The sequence below is a fragment of the Streptomyces sp. BA2 genome (assembly GCF_009769735.1).
GTDB lineage: Bacteria > Actinomycetota > Actinomycetes > Streptomycetales > Streptomycetaceae > Streptomyces.
Map to the genome: position 1 here is coordinate 632,694 of NZ_WSRO01000002.1, position 19,254 is coordinate 651,947.

Sequence of the window (19,254 nt, forward strand, 5' to 3'; positions counted from 1 at the left end):
CTTGACGGGCGCTTCTATGAAGAGGGGCGGTTACTCGCCGTGGTACGGAAGCGTGGTGCCCGGCAGTTCGTACTCGTCGCGGCGCCCGCACATGCCGTAGCCGCCGAGGCGCGAAGGACGGCTGTCGTACGAGCCCGAGCCCGCGAGGTAGTCGGGGCTGCCGGACTCCAGGGCGTCGAGCTGGGCGCCGGTGCGCTCGGCGGCGGCAAGGGCCCCGGCCCGCCAGAGCTCGCGCCACGTGGGGACCTTGTCCCGCACAAGCCGGGCCGCGGCCTGCTGGAAGTCCAGGTAGGGGCCGTTGTCCCCGGCCCTGAGCGCGTCCCGCAGCGGCAGGTACCCCTCGACGGCCAGGTCACGGCGTTTGCGTGCGGCTGCCTCCGCCTCGGGGCCGGTCTTCGCGGGGAGCCGTGCCGCGGCGGCGTACCGCTCGGGGTCGGCGAGCACGTCGGGCGGGAAGGTGAAGACGGCGTCCCCGGCCTCCGGCAGGCCGCTGTTCTGCATCAGGACCGTGATCCGCAGGCCACCGCCCTGGACCATGCGGTGGACGGTGCCGGGCGTGAACCACGCGACGGAGCCCGCTTCCAGGGGGACCTCGCGGTAGCCGTCGGGACTCAGCGTCTGGACGGCACCGCGGCCACCCGTGACGACGTACGCCTCTGTGCACACCAGGTGCAGATGCGGGGTGCCGCCGCACACTCCGTCGGCGGCCTCCCATGCGTAGGCGCTGAGATGCGAGAGGCCGACGGCTCCGGGCAGGGGGTGCGGGAGGCTCACCATGTCAGTCCCTTCAGGTGGGTGGCGACGCGGTCGCGGTCCCAGGCGCCGTCGGCGATCACGACGCGGTAGCGGTAGGTGAAGGACGCGCCGGGCGGCAGCTCGAACTCCTCGAAGAACGCCCAGGAGAACGCGACGGTCGGGATGGGTTCGGAGCGTACGAACCAGTGCGAGTCGTGAATCCCGTCCGCGTTCTCCGGGCAGTGCGCGAAGACGAGCGTCGAGTGCGCGTCGACGTCGTCGTGCTCGGCGGTGAAGGCCAGCCAGGGGCCCTGGGTTCCCATAAGACCGTCCGCGTCCTTGTCGTCGTCGGGGCCGAAGGCGGTGCCGCCGGTGAAGTCACGCGGACCGCGCCACTGCAGGCCGGTGTATCCGGCCATCTCGCGGCCCGCGGTGGTCGGCGAGCCGAAGCGCAGCGGTTCGTCACGGATGTTGGTCAGGCGGATCGACCAGTCAAGGGCCCAGGACCCGGCGTCCTCGTCGACCGAGTGGACGGTGATGTCCCGCTCTTCCCTGGCCCATTCCTGACCGCCGTTCTCGATCCAGGTGAGCTCTTCGGTGAAGTGGAGGCGGTCCTCGTCGACGGCGATGGCGGGGAAGCCGTCGTGGCGCATGGACCCGACGCGCTCCGGCAGGCGCAGATAACCCTCGCCGTGGACATAGCAGTTGCCGCCCCAGAAGTTCTGCCCCGACAGATGGCTCGCGGTCATCTGGAGGCCCTTGTGCCAGCGATGGTCGTTCGGCCGGTAGCCCGAGACCTGGTGTCCGGCCAGGGTGCGCAGAGGGTGGATGTAGGGCTTGCGGGCCTCGAAGGCGTCCGGGTCCGGTGCGTAGACGTAACTGAGCAGCTCGACATCGCCCGACCGGACCGTGATCCGCTCGCCGTGGGTATGGGTGACCTGAATCGTCATCGCGTGGGGCTCCAGTCGGGGTGGCTGCCGTGCATGGCCGGGTAGTAGGGGTCGCCGGATGTGATCTCGCCCGCGAGCACCGGCTGTCCGGTGAACGCCGACTTGTAGAGCGCGGCGGCGAATTCGAGGGTGCGGCGGGCGTCCACGCCGCTGCCCGGCGGTCGTACGCCCCGCTCGTGGGCGTCGAGGAGGGCGCCGAGCTGCGCGGCGTGCGAGCTGGGCACGTCGATGGCGGGGGTGCGCCACGCGTCCGTGCGCCCTGCGTCGACGTGCGGGGCCGGGGTGTAGACCCAGTCGCCGTTGGAGTGGCCGTAGAGATGGGTGAGTTCGACCGTCGCGTCGGCGCAGTCGACGCGGATGCGGCTGACCTCGTCCGGGGACAGGACGCTGTTGACGACGGTGGCGAGCGCGCCGCCCTGGAACCGCACCAGGGCGGTCGACACGTCCTCGCTCTCGGTGTCGTGCACGAGGCGGGCCGCCATGGCGCGCACCTCGGTCCAGTCGCCGAGCAGGTGCAGGAGCAGGTCGAACTGGTGGATGCCGTGCCCCATGGTGGGGCCGCCGCCCTCGCTCTCCCACCGGCCGCGCCACGGCACCGCGTAATAGGCGCTGTCGCGGTGCCAGGTGGTCTGACAGTGCGCGACCCGGGGCGCACCGAGTTCGCCGCTCGCGATCAGCTCGCGGGCGTGGACGGCGCCCGAGCCGTAACGGTGCTGGAAGACCACCGACGCGTACGTTCCCGATGCCTCCTCGGCGGCGGCGATCTCGTCGTACTCGGCGAGCGAGAGACACAGGGGCTTCTCGCACAGCACCCACGCGCCCGCCTTCAGGGCGGCCACGGTCTGCGTCCGGTGCAGCGACGGCGGGGTGCCGATCAGGACCAGGTCGGGGCGGACCGCGTCGAGCATCGCGTCGAAGTCCGCGTAGCCCTCGACGTCCATGTCCCGCGCCGCCGCCTCGGCGCGGAACGCGGTGAGCCGAGCGGGGTCGACGTCGACGGCGGCTCTCAGCTCGATCCGGTCGGAGTGGGCCCGCAGCGCGGGCAGATGACTTCCGGTGACGATGCCGCCCGCGCCGACGACAGCGGCCCGTAGACGGGTGGAAGTGGAGGACATACGGTCTCCTCGAACGAGCTTAGAAAGCGCTTGCACCGGTGCCGACCCTAGGCACCGCGGGAATGTCAGGACAAGACCTCGGAGCCGAAAACTGAAACGAACTGAAACGACTCAATGATGTGGACGGCGAACGTTGCCGCGCGCTCACCACCTCCCCCCGCGACGCCCACATCCGGCCGTCCGCACACTCAATCTCCTGAACGGATTCACGCATGCCCATCGACGCCGCGCGCCGTCGCCGCTGTGCCGTGGTGGGACTCGGCGCCCGCGCCCAGCTCTTCACCGAGGCGCTCGCCGGTCCCTACGCGGACCGGATCGAGCTGGCCGGTTTCTGCGATGTCAACGCGCACCGCATGGCCGTCCACAACGACTGGATCGAGGCCGCCCACCCCGGCCGCCCACCCGTGCCGACGTACTCCGCGGACGACTTCGAGGAGATGCTGCGCCGTGAACGCGTCGACCTCGTCGTGGTCTGCACCGTCGACCACCTCCACGACCACTACATCGTGCGGGCCCTCGAAGCGGGCTGCGACGTGGTCACCGAGAAGCCGATGACCACGACCGCCGAGCGCGCCCGCCGCATCCTCGACGCACAGCGCCGCACGGGCGGTGAGGTCCGGGTCGCCTTCAACTACCGCTACAACCCTGTGCATTCGGCCGTGCGCGAGCTCCTGGCGGACGGCTCGATCGGCGAGGTCGGCTCGGTGCACTTCGAGTGGCTGCTCGACCTGCGGCACGGCGCGGACTACTTCCGCCGCTGGCACCGCGACAAGGCGAACTCCGGCGGTCTGATGGTGCACAAGGCCACCCACCACTTCGACCTGGTCAACTGGTGGCTGGACACGCGGCCCGAGACCGTCTACGCCCAGGGCGGGCTCTTCTTCTACGGCGACGAGGCGGGCGCCCGGCGCGGCCTGGCCCGCGACTACACCCGCGCCCACGGCTCCCCCGCCGCCGAGGACGACCCCTTCGCCATCCGCCTGGCCGACTCGTCCGTACTCAGCGCCTTGTACCTGGAAGCGGAGGGTGAGGACGGCTACCACCGCGACCAGAACGTGTTCGGGCCCGGGGTGAGCATCGAGGACGACATGGCGGTCCTGGTGCGTTACTCCTCCGGCGCGACCCTGACGTACCACCTGACTGCGTACGCGCCATGGGAGGGCTACCGGATCGCCTTCAACGGCAGCGAGGGACGCGTCGAACTCCTCGTGGAGGAGTCCACCTGGACGCGCCCCGACGTGCGGACCGAGGGAGCGAGCGCCGTCATGCACGGCGCGGCGGTCGGCGACGAGGCCGGGCGCACCCAACTCCTGTTGCGCCGCTTCTGGGAGGAGCCGCGGGAAGTGAAGGTGCCCTCAGGCGTGGGCGGCCACGGCGGCGGGGACGTGCGCATGCTGGCCGATCTCTTCGGCGAGCGTGCCCCGGGCGACGCGGACTCCCTGGGCCGGGCGGCGGACGCCGTCGACGGAGCCCGCTCGCTGGCCACGGGCCTCGCCGCGAACCACTCCTTCGCCACGGGGATGCCGGTCGACGCGCGCCGCCTCCTGGACATCTGAAAAAGCGTCCGGGTCCGGCCCATGTGGGCCGGACCCGGACGTACCGCTCAGAGAACTCAGACCAGGTCGAACCGGTCGAGGTTCATGACCTTGACCCAGGCCGCGACGAAGTCCTTGACGAACTTCTCCTTCGCGTCATCGCTCGCGTAGACCTCGGCGAGCGCGCGCAGCTCGGAGTTCGAGCCGAAGACGAGGTCGGCGCGGGTGCCGGTCCACTTGACCGCGCCGCTCGCGTCACGGCCCTCGAACTCGTTCTGCGCCTCGGACGTCGACTTCCAGGTCGTGCCCATGTCGAGCAGATTGACGAAGAAGTCGTTCGACAGGGTGCCCGGCTTGTCCGTGAACACGCCGTGCTTCGACCCGGCGTGGTTGGCGCCAAGGACGCGCAGTCCGCCGACGAGGACCGTCAGCTCGGGCGCGCTCAGGGTCAGCAGGTTCGCCTTGTCGATCAGCAGGAACTCGGCCGGCAGGCGGTTGCCCTTGCCGACGAAGTTGCGGAAGCCGTCGTTGGTCGGCTCGAGCGCGGCGAACGACTCGACGTCCGTCTGCTCCTGCGAGGCGTCGACACGGCCCGGCGTGAACGGCACCTCGACCTGGACGCCCGCGTCCTTGGCCGCCTTCTCGACCGCCACGGACCCGGCGAGGACGACCAGGTCGGCCACCGAGACCTTCTTGGCACCGGAGTTGAAGGACGACTGGATGCCCTCGAGCGTGCGAAGGACCTGCGCGAGGTCGTCCGGGTTGTTCACCTCCCAGCTGCGCTGCGGCTCCAGGCGGATGCGACCGCCGTTGGCGCCACCGCGCTTGTCGCTGCCGCGGAAGGAGGACGCCGCGGCCCAGGCCACGGAGACCAGCTGCGCGGTGGTGAGGTCCGAGGCGAGGATCTCCTCCTTGAGCGATGCGATGTCCGAGGCGTCGACCGGCTCGCCCTCGGCCGCCGGCAGCGGGTCCTGCCACAGCAGCACCTCGTCGGGCACCTCCGGGCCGAGGTAGCGCCCGATCGGGCCCATGTCACGGTGCGTCAGCTTGTACCAGGCGCGGGCGAAGGCGTCCGCGAACTGGTCCGGGTTCTCGTAGAAACGCCGCGAGATCTGCTCGTAGACCGGGTCGAAGCGCAGCGCCAGGTCGGTGGTGAGCATCATCGGGAGGCGCTTCTTCGACGCGTCGAACGCGTCGGGGATGATCGCCTCGGCGTTCGTCGCCACCCACTGGTTCGCACCCGCCGGGCTCTGGGTGAGCTCGTAGTCGTACTCGAAGAGGTGCTTGAAGAAGTCGTGGCCCCACTGCGTGGGCGTGGTGGTCCAGATGACCTCGAGGCCGCTGGTGATCGCGTCCTTGCCCACGCCGGTGCCGTGGGTGTTCTTCCAGCCGAAGCCCTGCTGCTCCATGAGCGCGGCCTCGGGGTCGTCGCCGACGGCCTCGCTCGGTCCCGCGCCGTGGGTCTTGCCGAAGGTGTGGCCGCCCGCGATGAGCGCGACGGTCTCTTCGTCGTTCATCGCCATGCGGCGGAACGTCTCACGGATGTCGCGGGCCGCGGCAACCGGGTCCGGGTTGCCGTTGGGGCCCTCGGGGTTGACGTAGATGAGACCCATCTGGACCGCGCCGAGCGGGTTCTCGAGCTCGCGGTCGCCGGTGTAGCGCTCGTCGTCGAGCCAGGTGGTCTCGGGGCCCCAGTACACGTCCTCGTCGGGCTCCCACACGTCGGCACGGCCACCGGCGAAGCCGAAGGTCTCCAAGCCCATCGTCTCCAGGGCGACGTTTCCGGTGAGGACCATGAGGTCGGCCCAGGAAAGACTCTGACCGTACTTCTTCTTCACCGGCCACAGGAGCCGGCGCGCCTTGTCGAGGCTGACGTTGTCCGGCCAGCTGTTGAGCGGCGCGAAGCGCTGCTGCCCCGCACCGGCACCGCCGCGGCCGTCGCTGATCCGGTAGGTGCCCGCGCTGTGCCAGGCCATGCGGATCATCAGCGGGCCGTAGTTGCCGAAGTCGGCGGGCCACCAGTCCTGCGAGGTGGTGAGGACCTCGGCGATGTCGCGTTTCACGGCCGGCAGGTCGAGGCTCTTGAACGCCTCGGCGTAGTCGAACTCCTCACCCAGGGGGTTGGCCACGGCGGGGTTCTTGGCGAGGATCTTCAGGTTGAGCCGCTCCGGCCACCACTGGCGGTTTCCACCGCCCTGGGTCGGGTGCGGCGCGCGACCGTGCGCTACCGGGCAGCCGCCAGTCTCTTCCGGCTTCGGGTCGGTGACGATCGCGTCATGGTTCTCAGTCATGGGAATCCTTCCGGACGGGGCGGATCACGGTGCTCAGAAACTGCGAACGGCGAAACGGTCGGGGGCGCCCGGGGACGGCACGGACCCCGGCGGCCGGGAAACCGGCGCCGAGGTGATCACCGTCCAAGGGCCGGTGCGCGCGTGAGCGGTGCGCTCGCGGGACTGCTTCTCCGCGAACGGGGTACCGGATGCCGGGGCGAACGGACCCGTCTCCTGAAGTCACGTGCTGTTCCCTGCTGTTGCCCTGTCCCTTGGCCGTCGGCCGGAACTGATCCTACGATGGACCAAGTCCAAGTCAATACGACAGACGGGTCCGTACGAATTCAGTCGTCAGACGATGCACAGTTAGGCTGGTAGGCATGAGCGATCTTCTGGGACGGCTCCGCGGACGTGGGTGGCGGATGACCGCTCAACGCCGGGTGGTCGCCGAGGTACTCGACGGTGAACACGTCCATCTGACCGCGGACGAGGTGCTCGCGCGCGCCACGGACCGGCTGCCGGAGATCTCCCGTGCCACGGTCTACAACACCCTCGGTGAGCTGGTCTCCCTCGGCGAGGTGATCGAGGTCTCCACCGGCCGCGCGAAGCGGTACGACCCGAACGCCCACCACCCCCACCAGCACTTGGTGTGCTCGGGCTGCGGCGCCATCCGCGACGTACACCCCGGCGGCGACCCCCTGGCCGCGCTGCCGGACTCCGAACGCTTCGGCTTCACCGTGTCCGAGGCCGAGGTGACGTACCGCGGGGTGTGCCCGGACTGCGCCCGGAAGTGACGGAACGCCTGAGGTCCGCTCGGCCCACGCCACAGGAGGCAGCGCCATGACCGCTCTCGACTCCGCCATCCCCCGGTTCCACCTGGCCATGCCGGTCGACGACCTCGCCGCGGCGCGTCTCTTCTACGGCGAGGTCCTCGGCCTGGAGGAGGGCCGCAGCGCGGACACCTGGGTGGACTGGAATCTGCACGGCCACCAGTTCGTCACGCACCTCGCGCCGAAAGGCCCTCAGCGCATCCAGAACCCGGTCGACGGCCACGACGTCCCGGTGCCGCACTTCGGACTGATCCTGCCGGTCCCCGAGTTCCAGAAGCTCGCCGAGCGACTGCGTACGGCGGGCATCGAGTTCGTCATCGAACCGTACGTCCGCTTCGAGGGCCAGAAGGGCGAACAGCGGACGATGTTCCTCCTCGACCCCGCCGGCAACGCCCTGGAGTTCAAGGCGTTCGCCGACGACTCCCAGGTGTTCGCCACCTGACCCCCTCCGCGACGGGCGCCGGCTACGGCGCCATCTCGTACTCCCCCGACAGTGCCTCGACGCGCTCCCACACCCGTGCCGAGCGCGCCTCGTCGACGACCGGGCGCCGTACCGCGCCAAGCGCCCAGTTCTGCTGGGCCTCGGTGGCGGAGTCCTTGCCGTGCAGTTCGACGGCGTGCGCGGAGAAGTCGCGTACGAGAACGGCGAACAGCTCGTCGAGCACGTCCTCGTCGAGACCGGTCAGGCGCGCCTGCTCAAGGATCAGCTGGCCGTGCACGACCAGCGCGAACAGCTGGCCGACGGCGAGGAGAAGGTCGAGGTCGCGGCTCTGCTCCTCGTCGGGGGCGGCCGTGGTGACGAACTCGCAGAGGGCGTCGGCCTGTTCGCGCAGACGGGCGACGTTCTGCACCTCGGCGTACGTGTCGTAGGCGGTGCGCCAGTCGTGGAAGCGGATGGCACCCAGCCCTCGGGCAGGGCCCTGCCGGAAGAGGAAGTCGTCGTCGGCCGCGTCCAGACGGGTCGGCACGGGCTCGTACGCGGCCGGGTTCAGCAGGTGGTTGCCCATGAACTTGAGGATCAGCGCGAGGTTGACGTGGACCGTGCCCTCCAGCTTGGGCAGGCCTCGGATCTCGACGGCCGCCTGCGCGAAGTAGTTGTCCTTCTCGAAGCCCTTGGCCGCGATGACGTCCCACATCAGGTCGATGACCTTCTCGCCCTCCGTGGTCACCTTCATCTTCGTCATGGGGTTGAAGAGGAGGTAGCGGCGGTCGTCGGGCCCGGCCGAGCGGAAATAGTCCACGGCGCGGTCGCTGAAGAGCTTCATCCCGACGAGGCGGACGTACGCGTCGGTCAGCTCGCGGCGCACGTGCGGGAAGGCGGTGACGGGGCGGCCGTAGAGGATGCGGTTGTGGGCATGGGTGACGGCCTCGTACATCGCGTGCTCGCAGATGCCGATCGAGGCGGTGCAGAGGTTGAACTTGCCGACGTTGACGGTGTTGAGGGCGGCGTCGAAGGCAGCACGGCCGGTGTGCAGGACGTCGTCGGGGCCGACCGGGTAGTTCTCCAGGCGGAACTCACTCACGTACTTCGAGGAGTCGACGACGTTCTTGACCAGGTGGTACGCGTCGTGGCGGCTGTCGGCGGCGAAGAAGACGTAGCCGTCGGGGCCCTCGACGTCGGTGCGGCGGCCGAAGACGGAGACGAGCCCGGCCGCGTTGCCGTTGCCGATGTAGTACTTGGAGCCGCTGGCCAGGAAGCCGCCGTTGCCGTCGGGCTCCAGGAGCATGTCGGTGGAGTAGATGTCGGCGCCGTGGGTCTTCTCGGACAGACCGAAGGCGAACACCTCACCCTGGGAGAGGAGTTCGGCCGCGCGCGTGCGGGCTGCGGCGTTCTCGCTCTGCCAGACCGGGCCGAGGCCGAGGATGGTGACCTGCCACGCGTACCAGTAGTCGAGCCCGTAGAAGCCGAAGATCTCGTTGAGGGCGGCGATCCGGGCGGTGTCCCAGCGCTTGTCCTGCTGCCCGTCCGCGGCGGAGGCCGGGGTGAGGAAGGTCGCGAACAGCCCTTCCTTGGCGGAGAACTCGAGGAAATCGGCCAGCCAGGCGCGGTCGCGGTAGTCCTCGATCAGCCGGCGCTTGCCACGGGCCTCGAACCAGTCGACGGTCGCGCGCAGCAGCCTGCGGGTCTCGGGGTCGAAGTGCTTCGGGTCGTAGGTGCGCGGGTTGAACAGCAGCGGGTCGGCCATGGGTGTTCGCCTTTCCGGATCGGGAGGTTCGGTGAGGGGTGGTGAGGTGGAGCGGATGGAGCGTCCGGCCGGTTCAGTCCTTGCGGCCGAGCCGGTGGAGGGTGGCGAGCACGTCGTCCAGCCAGGCGAGCGTCATCCGTTCGTACGCGATGCCTCCGCGCAGCACGACATGCTGGAGCTCCTGTCCGGCGTCGGGCGTGGAGGGCGCTTCGGGGCCGGTGAAGTCACGCAGCTCCCCCGCGAGATAGCGTGCGAGCCGGTCGGTGTGCGCCTGGCGGTGCCGCTCGACCTCGCGGATCAGTGCGACCGGGTCGTCGAAGGCCGCGCCGCGGATCTTCACGGCGAGCTCGTGTCGCACGCTCTCGGGTTCGATCGGCTCGTGCAGCCACCGGGAGAGCGCGGACCGCCCGAGGGCGGCGACGGAGTACTCCTTCTTGTCCGGCCGGGCCTGCTGCGGCACCTCGCGGACATCGATCCACCCGTCGCTCTCCATGCGCTTGAGAACGCGGTAGATCTGCTGGTGGGTGGCGGTCCAGAAGTAGCCGATGGACCGCTCGAACCGCCGGGCGAGCTCATAGCCGGAGCCCGGCTTCTCCAACAGCGAGACGAGGATCGCGTGCTCTAGCGCCATACCCCGATCCTGCTATGCAACTCGTTGCATAAACAAGTGGAGCCGCCCTGGTGAGACACGGGTCACCCGGGCTGCCGGGCGCTCCAGCGCTTCGGCCGCCGCCGGTCAGTCCGGCATCGACTCCAGGAACGCGGCAGCCGCCGGGGAGTTCCGCGTCCGGCTCCACACAAGACGCTCCTCGCGGACCGGCCCGTCCTTCACCGGCATCACCGCCAGCCGGGGAAGCCGCGGCACGAGGCGTGACGGAAGCAGCGCGATGCCGAGCCCGCCACGCACCAGATCGGCGAAGAACTCAAGCCCCTTGGCCTCGAACGCCACCTCACGCCGCAGCCCCGCGGCCTGGAACGCCTCGTCGGTCTGCGCCCGCGCCGCGATGCCCGCCGGAAAGTCCACGAACACCTCGTCCGCGAGCCGCTCAAGCGGCAGCGCCTCGCCCGACGCCTCGACCGCCAGCGGGTGGTCGAGGGCGGCCACCGCCACATGGCGGTCGACCACGAGCGTCCGGCTGCCGAGGCCGGGGTCGTCCGTACGGAACGAGGGCGGCACCCCCAGGAACGCCAGGTCGAGGCCCCCCTCGCGCACCGCGCGCACCAGGGCCTCGCTCATGCCGTCGATCAGCCGCATCGTGACCTGCGGGTACGTGGCGTGGTAGGCCCGCATCAGCTCCGGCACGTCGACCGCCGTCACGGTCGAGATCGCCCCGATGGCCAGGCGCCCCCTGATCTCGCCGGTGGCCGCCGCGACCTCGGCCCGCGCCCTCTCCGATGCCTCCAGCGCCTGCCGCGCGGCGGGCAGGAAAGCCTCGCCCGCCGCCGTGAGCGCCACCCGTCGGCTCGTCCGCTCGAACAACCGCGCCCCGAGCTCCTTCTCCAGCTTCCCGATCTGATGGCTGAGCGCGGACTGCACCACCAGACACCGCTCGGCGGCCCGGGTGAACCCACCCGTCTCGGCGACGGCGACGACATAGCGCAACTGCTGCAACTCCATGCGATTCATCGTGCTTCGCGATTGTTCGCATGACAAGGATGTGTTGGACTCATCAATGAGGTCGGCCCAGGCTGACTCCCATGACACAGACGGGACTTCACCACCCTCGCGCGACGGATCCGGAGGAACACGACGCCCCGCGCCGCGGCCTGCTGCTCCTCATGGCCGTCGCCACCGGTCTGTCCGCCGCGGGGAACTACATCGCCCAGCCGCTGCTCGACCTCATATCCCACGACCTCCAGCTCGGCAGCGTCCTGGCGGGACTCGTCGTCACCGCGTCACAGGCGGGGTACGCGCTCGGTCTTCTGCTGCTCGTCCCGCTCGGCGACGTCATCGACCGGCGCCGCCTCGCGGTGACCCTGTTCCTGGCCACCGCGCTCTTCCTCGGCGTCTCGGCCCTCGCCCCCAGCGGCCCGGTCCTCCTCGCCGGCACCGTCCTCGCGGCCCTCACCTCCGTCGGCGCCCAGGTCGTCGTCGCGCACGCCGCCGCTCTCGCCACCGCCGCGACCCGTGGCCGCGCCGTCGCCACCGTCATGTCGGGCGTCCTGCTCGGCGGCCTGCTGGCCCGCACCGCCGCGGGCGGCCTGTCCGAACTGGGCGGCTGGCGCACCGCGTACTGGGTCCTCGCCGCGCTCATGGCGGGCGCGGCCGCCACACTGCACCGCCGCCTGCCGTACCTCGCGGTCACCGCCGATCTGCGCTACCCGGCCCTGCTGCGCTCCACTCTCTCCTTGCTGCGCGAGGAGAGAGTGCTGCGCCGCCGATCCCTGCTCGGCGCTCTGTCCTTCGCGTCGTACAGCGTCCAACTCACCGCGCTCACCTTCCTGTTGGCCGGGTCCCCCTTCAATTGGTCCGCGCCCGCGATCGGCCTGTTCGGCCTGTTCGGCGCCGTGGGCATCCTGTCGATGACGTTCGCGGCGCGCCTCAGCGACAGCGGCCGCGTCCACCTGGTGACCGGCGGCGCGACCGCCCTGCTGCTCACCGGCTGGCTGATCCTGCTGGCGGGAGGAAGTTCCCTGGTCTGGCTCGCGGTCGGTGTCATCGCCCTGAACATCGGCCAACAGGCGGTGCTCAACAGCAGCCAGACCCTCCTGTTCGCGCTCAACGCCGAGGCCCGCAACCGCATCAACTCGGCGTTCTCGACGAGCCTTTTCCTCGGCGGCGCACTGGGCTCCGCACTCGCGTCCGTCGTCTGGGCGGCCGCTGGCTGGTCCGGCGTCTGCGCCCTCGGCGCGGCCCTGGCCACCGGCGCCGTCGCCGTGTGGGCGCGGGACCTACGTAGTGGCCGGCTGGGTCTCCCGTGACCGGACCGTACGGCGGGCGCTCGGGGCGGGTCAGATGCGGTCGGCGGCGATGAGGAGGTAGTGGAAGCTGCCTTCGCGGTACGCGGTCAGGAAGGGTTCCTCGATGCCGGTGGCGAGCGAGGACTTGGCCCGCAGTTCCCAGTAGGGGATGGTCGCGGCGGTCAGGTCGACGACGTTGATGGGGACAAGGCCGTTGGCCGCAAGTGCCTTGAAGTACGCGCCGCGGGAGTGGATGTTGCAGGTGTAGTGCTCGTCGATGCGGCTGACCGCCTTGGAGCGGCCACCGGTCACGTCGTTGTAGCAGCCGGTGATGCAGACGTAGCGCCCGCCGTGGACCAGCAGCCGGGAGTACTCGGCGAAGAGCGGTAACAGGTCCACGTACATGGTGGACTCGTTGTTCCAGATCCCTTGGAAGGCACCGGCCGGGAGGCCCGTGTTCAGCATGTTGCGGAAGTGGTAGCCCACCTTCGCGGCCACGCCACGCTTACGGGCCTGGTCGTTGGCGAATTCGACCTGTGACTCGGAGATGGAGACGCCGTCGACCCGGCAGCGGAAGCGCTGATGGGCCATGATGCTGGTGCCGCCCCGGCCGCAGCCGGAGTCGAGCAGGCGGTGGCCGGGCTCGATGGCCCCCAAGTGGTCGAGGAGGACGTCCGCCTGCGCCGACTCCAGACGGTGCATCTCCTCGATGACGTGCTCGTCCCGGGTCTCCTCCGGGCCGTCCAGCACGGACAGGTCCCAGTCGCCGATCCCGTAGTGGTGGTGGTAGAGGCCGTCGACATCGCCGAGGCGGAGGTTGACCGGGTCCTTCTCGTTGTTCCAGTAGTCCGCGACCGCCCGCTGGTAGGCGGTGCGCACCACGCGGGCAGAGGCATCCGGAGTCACCGTCATCGTGAGAGCTCCTTCGGTGTCAGGCGGGCGTCCGGGCGACCTCGACGTTCTCCAGGACTCCGACCGCGTCGGGGACGAGCACGGCCGCCGAGTAATAGGCGCTGACCAGGTAGGAGATGACGGCCTGGTCGTTGATGCCCATGAACCGCACGTTCAGACCCGGCTCGTACTCGTCGGGTATCCCCGTCTGGCGCAGGCCGACCACCCCCTCCGCCTCCTCGCCCGTACGCATCGCCAGGATGGAGGTGGCGCCCTCGGCGGAGACCTCCAGTTTTCCCAGGGGGTAGATCGGCACCCCGCGCCATGCGGGCAGCCGGTGGCCGCCGACCTCGGTGTCGCCGAAGTAGATGCCCCGCTTGTTGCATTCACGGCCGAAGGCGGCGACGGCACGCGGGTGCGCGAAGAACGCCCTGGTCTGGCGCCGCATGCTCAGCAGCTCGTCGAAGTCGTCAGGCGTGGGCGGCCCGGAGTGGGTGGAGATGCGCTGGCCGTAGTCGGCGTTGTGCAGCAGGCCGAACTCCCGGTTGTTGACCAGTTCGTACTCCTGGCGCTCGCGCAGCGCCTCGATGGTCAGCCGCAGCTGCTGTTCGACCTGGTTCATGGGGTCGTTGTAGAGGTCGGCGACCCGAGTGTGGATCTTCAGGACCGTCTGGGCCACACTCAACTCGTACTCGCGGGGCGCGAGTTCGTAGTCCACGAAGGTACCCGGCAGCGCAGGCTCGCCCGCATGCCCGGCCGCGAGCGCGATGTCGGCCTCACCGCGCTTGTTGCGCGGCCGCTCCCCCTCGGCCTGACGCTGCCGCACGTGGGTCCGCAGCCCCTCGCTCTGCCCCGCGACCTCCTCGTACGCCTGCCGGGGCAGCACCAGCACGGTGCACGCGGTGACCGCACGCGTCGTGAACTCCCAGTCGCCGGGCTCGTCCGCGACCACCTGCCCGCCGAAGAACCCGCCGTCGGCGAGCATCCCGAGCCGGGTCTCCTCGCCGTACTTGCCGGTCCCGGTCATCTCCACCTTGCCATGCGCGATCAGGTAGACGTGGTCGGCCGGCCGCCCCGCCTGGGCGAGCACCTCTCCCGGCGCCAGCTCCCGCTGCTGGAACCGCTCGGCCAGCGCCCGCAGCACCTCGGGATCGTCGTAGCCGCGCAACAGCGACAGCTCGCCCAGTTCCGCGGGGACGACGCGGACCTCGGCACCCTCCTGGACGAAGGTCACCCGACCGTCGCCGACCGCGTACACCAGGCGCCGGTTCACCCGGTACGTGCCGCCGCCCACCTCCACCCAGGGCAGCGTCCGCAGCAGCCAGCGGGAGCTGATGTTCTGCATCTGCGGAACGGTCTTGGTGGTGGTCGCCAGATTGCGTGCGGCTGCTATGCCCAGGCTCAACTGCTCCTGCCCCGCGCTCTGTTCGGGTTGCTCCGGCTGCTCGGCCGACGCTGCGGTCGCCATCCTGGTTCCCTTCCACGGCACTGCGTTGCTGGGAGCTGCGCGCCGCAAGTGAAGCAGCGCGCCATGACGTCGGTCGAGAGCGGCCCCAGGCCCACACCACGCGTTTGCGCCAGAGTCCTCACTTCCCGGATACGCTGCACAAACAGCCTGTGATCCGCTGTGGGAGCGGCAGCCTCCGCGTCCGAGGACGGCCGGAATCGAGCGAGCCGCCTTGTTGCGCCCCGAGTGCCGTGCTATCCCTGCGTCGACGACCGAGAAGCCCTTGAGGACCGAGTCGAGCCGATTCTCCCGTGGACGGAGTTGCGGATGAAGGCGCCCATTCCCGGAACGCGTACGACTGACGGACCCACTCAGGCTCTTCCCTCACCCCGGCTGCTGGCGCGGATACTCTCTGGCCCTTCCGGTCTCGGGACCGGCTCCCTGCGCCTCGCACCGGTCACGGAACCGGACACGGAACCGGACGCGGAACCTCCATCGGAGACCCGCTCGGCGCCTGAGCCGTCCTCTCGACGGATCGAGGGCCTCTACTGCCCGCCGGCCGTACGGGACGACCGCGCGCTCGCCGACGAGATCAACCACCGGCTCGTCGAGTGGGCCGAGCAGGAGGTGGGCCTCTACCCGGGCACCGAGCACCGGGAGGCGCTCGTCGGCTTCGACCCGGGGCGGTCGGTGGTCCTGTGCCACCCGGACGCACCGGGCATCGAGCACCTCATGGCCGCGGCACGCCTGCTGGTCGGCGAGAACGCCGTGGACGACTACTTCTGCGAAGCGGAGTACGGCGGCCACGCGGACCGGCGCGGCGCGGCACTCGCGGTCGCCCAGTCCGCGATAGACCCGGCTCACAACACACCGCGCTACGAAGCCGATTGGCGGTCCGGAGTGGAATCCCACCCGGCCCTGCGCTCGATGCGGTCGGCCATGGACCACTTCCGGGTCCTTGCCACCCCGGCCCAGGCACACCGCTACCGGCACGACATCGCCGGTCTCTACCTCGGCTACAACGCCGAGGGCGACTGCATCACCCAGCGCCGCACACCGGCGGTGTGGGAGTACCTGGTGCAGCGGCAGTTCAACAGCTTCCGTCCGTGTCTGACCATCACCGACGCCGTCGGCGGCTACGAGCTGCCCGCCCACCTCTTCGCCGAGCCCGCCGTACAGCGCGCCGTCGCCCTGTCCTCGAACGCCGCGACCCTCTGCAACGACCTCTACTCGGTGCGCAAGGAGCAGCAGAGCGAACGCTTCCACTACAGCCTGCCGACCGTGATCGCCGCCGAGGAGAAGTGTTCCATCGAGGAGGCCTTCCAGAAGGCGATCGAGGTCCACAACGACGTCGTCCACCTCTTCGAGGAGCAGGCCGCCGCGCTCTCGACCACCGACCCACTCGTCGCCCGCTTCATGACGGGCCTGTCGAACTGGGTCGGCGGCAACCACGAATGGCACGCGGGGAATGTCGGCACGCGGTACGCGACTTCGCCCTGACGCGACCAGCTCAGCTCACCGCGTTCCGCACGAGCGCCGCGATCCGCGCCTCGCCCTCGGAGGTCAGCTCCGTCAGGGCGTACGAGGCCGGCCACATGGCGCCGTCGTCGAGGTTCGCCTTGTCGCTGAAGCCGAACGTCGCGTACCTCGCGCTGAACTTCTGCGCGCTCTGGAAGAAGCAGACGACCTTGCCGTCCTTGGCGTACGAGGGCATCCCGTACCAGAGCTTCGGCGACAGCTCCGGCACGCTCTCCTTGATCACGGCATGGATCCGCTCGGCCATGACGCGGTCCGATTCCTGCATCTCGGCGATCTTCGCGACGACGGCGGCGACCCGCACCAACTGGCCGACGCGCACAGTGACCTGGGCTTCGCGCGCTACAACGCGGGCCGCATGGCGGAGGCCGCCGCCTCGTACGAGGCGGCACGGCCGCGGTTGTCCCAGGCGGGGGACTTGGGGTCGGAAGCCGAACTGACCCTGCGGCGCGGCTATCTGAAGTGGGACGAGGGGTATGTCGAGGAGCCGCTCGAACTCTTCAGGCTGGCAGGGAAGTTGTACGAGCAGGCCGGCTGCCCGACGGGCAAGGCCAGTGCGGCAGCGTCGGAGGCCTGGGCGATGCTCCAGCTGGGACACCGCGAGGAGGCGGCGCAGCGGGCGCGTGAGGTCCTCGGCATCCCCCACGCCGACCCCGCGTCGCCGCCCACGCTGACGGCTCGGATCACCCTCGGCGTGGCCATCGCCCACGAGGAGCCCGACGAGGCGGCGGAGCACCTGCACCAGGCATTGGCGCTGGCCCGCGAGGACGGGCACCTCCACAACGAGGCGTGGTGTCTCAACTGCCTGGGTGTCGCGCTGCGGCGCATGGGGCGCTACGAAGAGGCACTGGCCAGCCACCGGCAGGCGTTCGCGCTGCTCGACGAGCTCTTCGAGGAACACTGGAAGATCCACTTCCTCAACGGCTACGCCGAGACCTGCCGCCTCGCGGGCCTGCCCGAGGAGGCCCTGCGCCTGCACCGCCAGGCTCTCGAACTCGCCCCGGTGCTGGGGTACCGCAACGAGGAAGCGCTGGCCCACGAGGGAATCGCGACCGTCCTCGACGCAACGGCCCCGGCCACGGCCGCCGAACACCGCGCGGCGGGCCGGGCCGTCCTGCGGGAGCTCGACGCGTGATGTCGAGCCCCGCCGCCGTCAGAAGCGCACCGCGTACGAGACGCGCCGCCGCAGGGACTTCGCCCGCTGGGCCTCGTGGAAGCGGGCGTCCTGTTCCAGGACCTCGGCGGCCCTGCGCACCTTCGCGCCGGCCCGTTCGATCGCTTCGTCGAGCGGCATCACCAGGGGCAGGCCGAAGATCTCGACGATCCGCTCCACGCGTTCGCGGACGCTGCCGCCCACCACGTGGTAGGGGATCTCCAGCTCCTCCAGGGTCTCGATCAGCAGATCGTCGGACATCTTCCGGAACGTCTCGGAGACCGGCCGGTGGCCGTCGGCCTTCATCTCGAACTCGACCGGCAGGTGCACATAGGCGTCGTAGATCCGCTTGGCGCGGGCCTTGGCGACCGCGCCGTAGGCATCCATGTACTGGCGGTAGAACCGCTTCACCGGGAGCCCGGCGATGTTCTTCACCGCCCGCAGGAACAGGTTCGCCCCGGGGTTGATGCCGACCCGCATGCGGGCCTCGCCGTAGATCCACTCATGGATCACGGAGCCGTCCGAGATGAACGGCCCCTGGCCCGCCTCGTGGTGGATCCGTTCCTCGAGCCGGCGCAGCCCGAGCATCGTCAGTTCCATCGCGCTGAGTTCCTGGACCTGTTTGCCCGGAACGAGGTCCACGAGGATCTCCCGGGACGTCATCGCGTGCGTACGGGGGATGCCCGTCGCCATCGACAGCGTCTCGGTCGTGGTGCTCTTGCCGCTGGAGTACGTTCCGGAGATCGCCAGGTGCAGACCGCTGTGCGGTATGGGGGTGCTTGTGTTCCCCATGGTGTGCTCTCTTCCCGTCGTGGGTGCCCCGGCCGGAGCCGGGGCGTGGGGTGATGTGGTCAGACGCCCAGGCCCAGGCCTCCGCTGACCGGCAGAACCGCTCCGGTGACGTAGCGGCCCGATTCGCCGGCGAGATAGCGCACGGCGGCGGCGACATCAGACGCTTCGCCGACGTGCCCGAGCGGAGTGACGGACAGCAGGTGTTCGCGTCGCTGATCAGTGATCGCGCGGCTCATGGCCGTGTCGATCAGGCCTGGTGCGACGACGTTGACCGTGATGTTCCGGGGGCCGAGTTCCCAGGCGAGGGAGCGGGCCATGCCGAGCATTCCGGCCTTGGCGGCCGCGTAGTTGACCTGACCCGGTGCTCCGTACGCGAAGGTCATGGAGGAGATCAGGACGATCCGCCCCCAGCGCGCCCGCACCATGCCGCGCACGGCACGTCGCACGGCACGGAAGGCGCCGTGCAGGTTGACGTCGACCACGTCCGTGAAGTCCTGCTCGTCCATGCGCAGCATCAGGGCGTCGCGCGTGATGCCCGCGTTGACGACGAGCACTTCGACCGGCCCGTGTGCGGCCTCGACCTCCTTGAAAGCGGCATCGATGCTTCCGGAGTCCGTCATCTCGGCGCGGACGCCGAGCAGTCCGTCGGGCGGTGCGGTGTCCCGGTGGGTGACGGCGACGCGGTCGCCGTCTGCCGCCAGGGCGGTCGCCACGGCGAGCCCGATGCCGCGGTTGCCGCCGGTGACCATGACCGAACGTCCCATCAGTGCCTCCTCGGGGCGATGGCGTCCTCCGCCTGTCGGCTGCGGACCTCCGCCGTCCGCCGGCCGGTGAGCGCCAGATTCCGCGTGGCTGTCGCGACGATCCGGAGGCCGATCTCCCCCAGGCTGGGGAGCGGGTTCAGCGGGTTCAT

Annotated in this window: 19 protein-coding genes; 6 read left to right on the plus strand and 13 right to left on the minus strand. The window is 70.1% G+C overall.

Going from position 1 to position 19,254, the window contains the following annotated elements:
* Positions 1–30 precede the first annotated feature (30 nt).
* The 3 genes from E5671_RS05605 to E5671_RS05615 are packed head-to-tail and all read right to left on the minus strand — an operon-like array spanning position 31 to position 2,800.
* The gene (locus E5671_RS05605) at positions 31–777 is read right to left on the minus strand and encodes a cupin (protein WP_160502728.1); all 747 of its coding nucleotides are present in this window, start codon (positions 775–777) and stop codon (positions 31–33) included.
* Positions 771–1,685, minus strand: coding sequence for a PmoA family protein (locus tag E5671_RS05610; RefSeq protein WP_160502729.1), 915 nt, complete (start codon positions 1,683–1,685; stop codon positions 771–773). Before E5671_RS05610 ends, E5671_RS05605 begins: the two co-directional genes overlap by 7 nt.
* A complete protein-coding gene (locus E5671_RS05615) occupies positions 1,682–2,800 on the minus strand; it encodes a Gfo/Idh/MocA family protein (protein ID WP_160502730.1) in 1,119 nt (372 codons plus the stop codon). Before E5671_RS05615 ends, E5671_RS05610 begins: the two co-directional genes overlap by 4 nt.
* 212 nt (positions 2,801–3,012) lie before the next feature.
* Here E5671_RS05615 and E5671_RS05620 point away from each other — a divergent pair, with 212 nt between their 5' ends.
* Positions 3,013–4,356, plus strand: a complete 1,344-nt coding sequence (locus tag E5671_RS05620; protein ID WP_160502731.1) for a Gfo/Idh/MocA family protein — start codon at positions 3,013–3,015, stop codon at positions 4,354–4,356.
* Positions 4,357–4,412: 56 nt separating this feature from the next.
* Here E5671_RS05620 and katG read toward each other — a convergent pair whose 3' ends face one another.
* Positions 4,413–6,626, minus strand: a complete 2,214-nt coding sequence (katG, locus tag E5671_RS05625) for a catalase/peroxidase HPI (RefSeq protein ID WP_160502732.1) — start codon at positions 6,624–6,626, stop codon at positions 4,413–4,415.
* A 359-nt stretch (positions 6,627–6,985) separates the two neighbouring features.
* On the opposite strand from katG, the gene E5671_RS05630 reads away from it, so the two are divergent.
* The gene (locus E5671_RS05630) at positions 6,986–7,399 is read left to right on the plus strand and encodes a Fur family transcriptional regulator (protein WP_160502733.1); all 414 of its coding nucleotides are present in this window, start codon (positions 6,986–6,988) and stop codon (positions 7,397–7,399) included.
* Between the two features lie 46 nt (positions 7,400–7,445).
* Positions 7,446–7,877 carry a VOC family protein gene (locus tag E5671_RS05635; protein ID WP_160502734.1) on the plus strand — a complete coding sequence of 144 codons (432 nt, stop codon included), beginning with the start codon at positions 7,446–7,448 and terminating at the stop codon, positions 7,875–7,877.
* Positions 7,878–7,899: 22 nt separating this feature from the next.
* On the opposite strand, the gene E5671_RS05640 is transcribed toward E5671_RS05635, so the two are convergent.
* The 3 genes from E5671_RS05640 to E5671_RS05650 all read right to left on the minus strand — a co-directional run bounded on the left by E5671_RS05640 (position 7,900) and on the right by E5671_RS05650 (position 11,239).
* Complete coding sequence (locus E5671_RS05640; RefSeq protein WP_160502735.1) at positions 7,900–9,621, minus strand: acyl-CoA dehydrogenase family protein; 1,722 nt, start codon at positions 9,619–9,621, stop codon at positions 7,900–7,902.
* 73 nt (positions 9,622–9,694) lie between these two features.
* On the minus strand, positions 9,695–10,252 hold the full coding sequence (locus E5671_RS05645; RefSeq protein ID WP_160502736.1) for a PadR family transcriptional regulator: 558 nt from the start codon (positions 10,250–10,252) through the stop codon (positions 9,695–9,697).
* A gap of 105 nt (positions 10,253–10,357) precedes the next feature.
* On the minus strand, positions 10,358–11,239 hold the full coding sequence (locus tag E5671_RS05650) for a LysR family transcriptional regulator (RefSeq protein ID WP_160502737.1): 882 nt from the start codon (positions 11,237–11,239) through the stop codon (positions 10,358–10,360).
* 80 nt (positions 11,240–11,319) lie between these two features.
* On the opposite strand from E5671_RS05650, the gene E5671_RS05655 reads away from it, so the two are divergent.
* The gene (locus E5671_RS05655) at positions 11,320–12,543 is read left to right on the plus strand and encodes an MFS transporter (protein ID WP_160502738.1); all 1,224 of its coding nucleotides are present in this window, start codon (positions 11,320–11,322) and stop codon (positions 12,541–12,543) included.
* A gap of 30 nt (positions 12,544–12,573) precedes the next feature.
* On the opposite strand, the gene E5671_RS05660 is transcribed toward E5671_RS05655, so the two are convergent.
* Complete coding sequence (locus E5671_RS05660; RefSeq protein WP_160502739.1) at positions 12,574–13,434, minus strand: geranyl diphosphate 2-C-methyltransferase; 861 nt, start codon at positions 13,432–13,434, stop codon at positions 12,574–12,576.
* A 19-nt stretch (positions 13,435–13,453) separates the two neighbouring features.
* Positions 13,454–14,881: a family 2B encapsulin nanocompartment shell protein gene (locus E5671_RS05665; protein ID WP_160502740.1), complete on the minus strand. Its 1,428-nt coding sequence runs from the start codon at positions 14,879–14,881 to the stop codon at positions 13,454–13,456.
* A gap of 306 nt (positions 14,882–15,187) precedes the next feature.
* Here E5671_RS05665 and E5671_RS05670 point away from each other — a divergent pair, with 306 nt between their 5' ends.
* The gene (locus E5671_RS05670) at positions 15,188–16,360 is read left to right on the plus strand and encodes a family 2 encapsulin nanocompartment cargo protein terpene cyclase (protein WP_160502741.1); all 1,173 of its coding nucleotides are present in this window, start codon (positions 15,188–15,190) and stop codon (positions 16,358–16,360) included.
* A 10-nt stretch (positions 16,361–16,370) separates the two neighbouring features.
* On the opposite strand, the gene E5671_RS05675 is transcribed toward E5671_RS05670, so the two are convergent.
* Positions 16,371–16,805, minus strand: a complete 435-nt coding sequence (locus tag E5671_RS05675; RefSeq protein ID WP_443032775.1) for an iron chaperone — start codon at positions 16,803–16,805, stop codon at positions 16,371–16,373.
* Between the two features lie 171 nt (positions 16,806–16,976).
* Between E5671_RS05675 and E5671_RS05680 the strand changes: the two genes are divergently transcribed.
* The gene (locus E5671_RS05680; protein ID WP_237330457.1) at positions 16,977–17,531 is read left to right on the plus strand and encodes a tetratricopeptide repeat protein; all 555 of its coding nucleotides are present in this window, start codon (positions 16,977–16,979) and stop codon (positions 17,529–17,531) included.
* Between the two features lie 18 nt (positions 17,532–17,549).
* Here E5671_RS05680 and E5671_RS05685 read toward each other — a convergent pair whose 3' ends face one another.
* From E5671_RS05685 to E5671_RS45300, 3 genes are read right to left on the minus strand one after another with little or no spacing between them, the layout of a single operon-like run.
* On the minus strand, positions 17,550–18,341 hold the full coding sequence (locus E5671_RS05685) for an AAA family ATPase (RefSeq protein ID WP_160502742.1): 792 nt from the start codon (positions 18,339–18,341) through the stop codon (positions 17,550–17,552).
* A 59-nt stretch (positions 18,342–18,400) separates the two neighbouring features.
* Positions 18,401–19,105 carry a 3-oxoacyl-ACP reductase FabG gene (gene fabG / locus E5671_RS05690; RefSeq protein WP_160510004.1) on the minus strand — a complete coding sequence of 235 codons (705 nt, stop codon included), beginning with the start codon at positions 19,103–19,105 and terminating at the stop codon, positions 18,401–18,403.
* Positions 19,105–19,254, minus strand: coding sequence for a hypothetical protein (locus E5671_RS45300; protein WP_202121022.1), 150 nt, complete (start codon positions 19,252–19,254; stop codon positions 19,105–19,107). The genes fabG and E5671_RS45300 overlap by 1 nt, the downstream gene beginning before the upstream one ends.

Excerpts from the sequence above, each read along its gene's own strand:
- E5671_RS05605 (WP_160502728.1), bottom strand. The coding sequence starts at position 777 with ATGGTGAGCCTCCCGCACCCCCTGCCCGGAGCCGTCGGCCTCTCGCAT.
- E5671_RS05610 (WP_160502729.1), bottom strand. The coding sequence starts at position 1,685 with ATGACGATTCAGGTCACCCATACCCACGGCGAGCGGATCACGGTCCGG.
- E5671_RS05615 (WP_160502730.1), bottom strand. The coding sequence starts at position 2,800 with ATGTCCTCCACTTCCACCCGTCTACGGGCCGCTGTCGTCGGCGCGGGC.
- E5671_RS05620 (WP_160502731.1), top strand. The coding sequence starts at position 3,013 with ATGCCCATCGACGCCGCGCGCCGTCGCCGCTGTGCCGTGGTGGGACTC.
- katG (WP_160502732.1), bottom strand. The coding sequence starts at position 6,626 with ATGACTGAGAACCATGACGCGATCGTCACCGACCCGAAGCCGGAAGAG.
- E5671_RS05630 (WP_160502733.1), top strand. The coding sequence starts at position 6,986 with ATGAGCGATCTTCTGGGACGGCTCCGCGGACGTGGGTGGCGGATGACC.
- E5671_RS05635 (WP_160502734.1), top strand. The coding sequence starts at position 7,446 with ATGACCGCTCTCGACTCCGCCATCCCCCGGTTCCACCTGGCCATGCCG.
- E5671_RS05640 (WP_160502735.1), bottom strand. The coding sequence starts at position 9,621 with ATGGCCGACCCGCTGCTGTTCAACCCGCGCACCTACGACCCGAAGCAC.
- E5671_RS05645 (WP_160502736.1), bottom strand. The coding sequence starts at position 10,252 with ATGGCGCTAGAGCACGCGATCCTCGTCTCGCTGTTGGAGAAGCCGGGC.
- E5671_RS05650 (WP_160502737.1), bottom strand. The coding sequence starts at position 11,239 with ATGGAGTTGCAGCAGTTGCGCTATGTCGTCGCCGTCGCCGAGACGGGT.
- E5671_RS05655 (WP_160502738.1), top strand. The coding sequence starts at position 11,320 with ATGACACAGACGGGACTTCACCACCCTCGCGCGACGGATCCGGAGGAA.
- E5671_RS05660 (WP_160502739.1), bottom strand. The coding sequence starts at position 13,434 with ATGACGGTGACTCCGGATGCCTCTGCCCGCGTGGTGCGCACCGCCTAC.
- E5671_RS05665 (WP_160502740.1), bottom strand. The coding sequence starts at position 14,881 with ATGGCGACCGCAGCGTCGGCCGAGCAGCCGGAGCAACCCGAACAGAGC.
- E5671_RS05670 (WP_160502741.1), top strand. The coding sequence starts at position 15,188 with ATGAAGGCGCCCATTCCCGGAACGCGTACGACTGACGGACCCACTCAG.
- E5671_RS05680 (WP_237330457.1), top strand. The coding sequence starts at position 16,977 with ATGCTCCAGCTGGGACACCGCGAGGAGGCGGCGCAGCGGGCGCGTGAG.
- E5671_RS05685 (WP_160502742.1), bottom strand. The coding sequence starts at position 18,341 with ATGGGGAACACAAGCACCCCCATACCGCACAGCGGTCTGCACCTGGCG.
- fabG (WP_160510004.1), bottom strand. The coding sequence starts at position 19,105 with ATGGGACGTTCGGTCATGGTCACCGGCGGCAACCGCGGCATCGGGCTC.
- E5671_RS45300 (WP_202121022.1), bottom strand. The coding sequence starts at position 19,254 with ATGAACCCGCTGAACCCGCTCCCCAGCCTGGGGGAGATCGGCCTCCGG.